This window comes from Mycobacterium sp. (genome assembly GCF_039583805.1).
Lineage (GTDB): Bacteria > Actinomycetota > Actinomycetes > Mycobacteriales > Mycobacteriaceae > Mycobacterium.
In genome coordinates this window covers 1-3,033 of record NZ_JAVKSH010000015.1, presented here as the reverse complement: position 1 = coordinate 3,033, position 3,033 = coordinate 1, and the positions used below count along the sequence as shown (strand labels likewise).

Annotated in this window: 2 protein-coding genes; one reads left to right on the top strand and one right to left on the bottom strand. The window is 68.8% G+C overall.

Annotated features, from left to right (window positions below; all coding sequences use genetic code 11):
• Positions 1 to 169 precede the first annotated feature (169 nt).
• Positions 170 to 1,225 carry a dihydrodipicolinate reductase gene (locus ABDW21_RS03315; RefSeq protein WP_343600068.1) on the bottom strand — a complete coding sequence of 352 codons (1,056 nt, stop codon included), beginning with the start codon at positions 1,223 to 1,225 and terminating at the stop codon, positions 170 to 172.
• Positions 1,226 to 1,322: 97 nt separating this feature from the next.
• Here ABDW21_RS03315 and ABDW21_RS03310 point away from each other — a divergent pair, with 97 nt between their 5' ends.
• Complete coding sequence (locus tag ABDW21_RS03310) at positions 1,323 to 2,522, top strand: enhanced intracellular survival protein Eis (protein ID WP_343710056.1); 1,200 nt, start codon at positions 1,323 to 1,325, stop codon at positions 2,520 to 2,522.
• Positions 2,523 to 3,033: the final 511 nt, after the last annotated feature.

Sequence of the window (3,033 nt, the reverse complement as noted above, 5' to 3'; positions counted from 1 at the left end):
CATCTTGGTAAGCATCGCCGTCGTCTAGCCCTCCCGCTCACCGATCGCGACCCGAATGCCGTCTCCACCGCCGGCGTCCGTGGTCGTCGAGGTCAACGAAACCTTTGCACGGCTAAGTATCGTAGCCGCTTCGGTACGGCCGCGTTCCCGCGGGTCTTAACGCCGCGGGTTAGGTCGCCGCCCGGCCGGTGACCGGCGGCAGATCGGCCAGCGTGACGATCCCGGGCCGGGCCGCGACCACCGCCGGGACCGCGTTGGTCACCGGCATCGCGGTGTAGATCATGCCCAGTCCCATGAACCCCGGTTCCGTCCAGTCCTTCGGCGGCAGGCAGTGAATCACGGTGCGCATGTTCGGGACTCCGAACACCGCGACGACGTGGCCGTGCTCCAGCGGCTTGGGTGGTGTGACGTGAGAGCCCATGGTCCAGTTGAAGCCGACGCTGACCACATTGCGCTCGCCTACCCAGCCGCGGTGATACCCGTAGACGCCGGCGACGGTGCCGGCCGGGATCGTCATGAAGCCCAGGTCGCTGTCGGCGGTGGCGGCGGTGAAGACGACGTCGAAGGTCATCCGGTCCAGTGTCGCCCCGATCGCATCGGCCATCATGGCCGCCGACTCGGCGAAAACCTCGCTTTCGGCGCGCACGCTCTCGGCCAGTCCCGGGGTGTCGGGATCTCGGGAAAACCCCATCGCCGTCTGGGTTTGCGCCGATTCGTAGGTCGAGCAATCCACCGATTCGGTGATCCGAATCTCGTCGACACGCTCGCAGGACCCGGACAGCACCATCCCGACCAGGTTCGTCATCCCCGGGTGCGCGCCGCTGCCGAAGATCGTCGACGCGCCCCGCTCGCAGGCGTCCAGGATGCGTTGGCGGTCGTTCGGGGTCTGCTTGCCGCCGGTGATCCACGCCGCGCTGGAGCACACGTTCACCCCCGCCTCCAGCAGCGCCACCAGCTCGTCGACGTTGGGCCACAACGGGTTATAGCAACAGGCGTGGGGTTTCAGCGCGAGCAGCGCCTCGACGTCGTCGGTGGCCTTCACCCCGGTCGGTTCGGGCCAGCCGGCCAGCTCGGCGGCGTCGACACCGACTTTCTCCGGACCGTGCGCGTACACGCCGACCAGTTCCATGTCGGGTCGGCCGATGATGGCGTGCAGGGAGCGCCGCCCGATGTTTCCGGTCGTCCACTGGATCACTTTCAGCGGGCCGTCGGGGGATTGGCTCATAGCGCTCCTTCACGCCTCGGATGAGGCGACACTAGCGGAGCCCGGGCTCGTCGGATGCGCTCGTGCGGTGTTTGTGCCACCCTGAGGTGCTGTGAGGGTGCCCGAACCGCCTGTGCCCGAACCGCTGATCGTGCGCACCGCCACCGAGGACGACTGGCCGGCCATCATGCTGCTCGAGGACACCGGTTTCGGGGTGTCCATGCATCCGGACTCGGTTGCCGCGTGGCGGGAGGTGACGGCCCCCGGCGGCGTGGTGGTGGTGTGTGAGCGCCACGACGTGGTCGGGGTGGCGGTGGGTCTCGACCTGCAGCTCACCGTCCCGGGGGGAGCCGTGTTGCGCACCGGCGGGATCAGCGGTGTGTCAGTGGCGCCGACCCACCGCCGGCGCGGGATACTGCGTGCGATGCTCGCCGAATTGCACCGGCGGACAACGGATTCCGGATGCGCAGTAGCGGCGCTGACAGCCAGCGAAGGCGGTATCTACGGTCGGTTCGGCTACGGCCCGGCCACCGTCGAGCACGAGTTGACGATCGATCGGCGCTTCGCGCGTTTCCACCGCGACGCACCCGACCCCGGTGGTGTTCACCTGATCAGGCCGGCGGCGCATCGCGACGAACTCGCCGCCGTCTACGAGCGGTGGCGGCGGCGCACACCGGGCGGACTGGCACGCCCGGTGGCGCTGTGGGACGAGTTGCTGGCCGACCGGGAGACGATGCGCGGCGGCGGCACCCCGTGGTTCGGTTTCCTGCATCCCGACGGCTACGCGTTGTACCGCGTGCACGGCGACGATCAGCGATCGGTGCGGGTCCATGAGCTCAAGGCGGTGACCACCGGCGCGCACGTCGCGCTGTGGCGGGCGCTGCTGGGTCTGGACCTGATGCCGACGGTCGTGGTCGGCACCCACCCGGCCGACCCGCTGCCGTACCTGCTGACCGACGCCCGGCTGGCCCGCACCACCGCACGCCAGGACGACTTGTGGCTGCGGATCATGGATATTCCGGCCGCCCTCGAAGCACGCAGCTACGCCGCGGATCTGCGCTGCGTGCTCGAGTTGTCCGGTGAAGGAGGCCGATTCACGCTGGAGATCGACGGCGGTCGCGCCAGGTGCACGCCGACCGGTGCGGCGCCCGACGTCGACATGGATCGGGACGTCCTGGGCAGCATGTACCTCGGCGTTCACCGAGTTCCGGCTCTGGCAGCAGCGAATCGGTTGCGCACCAATGATGTTGCGCTGATGCACCGCCTCGACGCGGCATTCGCCAGCGACGTCCCGGCGGAGCTCGGCTTCGGTTTTTAGCTGTTCGCGGCTCAGAGCTCAGTCGGTGATCGTGAAAGCGTGGATGACCCTGGTGGTGGGACGCACCCGCACCGCCGGCTCGCCGGGAACGGCGCTGCGCCTGCCGAACTCTGTCGCGCGGTGCAGCCGGTGCACCAATGTGAGCCGATTCGCGTCGCCACCTCCCGCAGCTCGGGTGCGTTCTGCGTCGTTCCGGCGAGCGGCCTTTGGCGCTGTCGCAGCCGGCGGTGAGCACCGGCTCGCCGTTCTCGGCGATGAACCACGCCGGAGCCGCCGAAGGCCGGCCGGACTTGGCTCACATTGTGGCACACCGTGGGGCGGCCACGTCGCGTTGGTCACAACTGCCACAGGTGTCGCTGCGCCGGTCGGCACCCGAGGTGCCCGGCTCACTCGACGATTGCGCACAAGCCCTGGTCGGCGCTCGCGTCGAGCAGAGTTATTCGTCGAGTGTGCGGTTTGCTACGCCAGCACCGGCGTGTCGCGTACGAAACCGCACACTCGACAGATTTTC

Coding starts and splice junctions, on each gene's coding strand:
- ABDW21_RS03315 (WP_343600068.1), bottom strand. CDS start 1,225: ATGAGCCAATCCCCCGACGGCCCGCTGAAAGTGATCCAGTGGACGACC.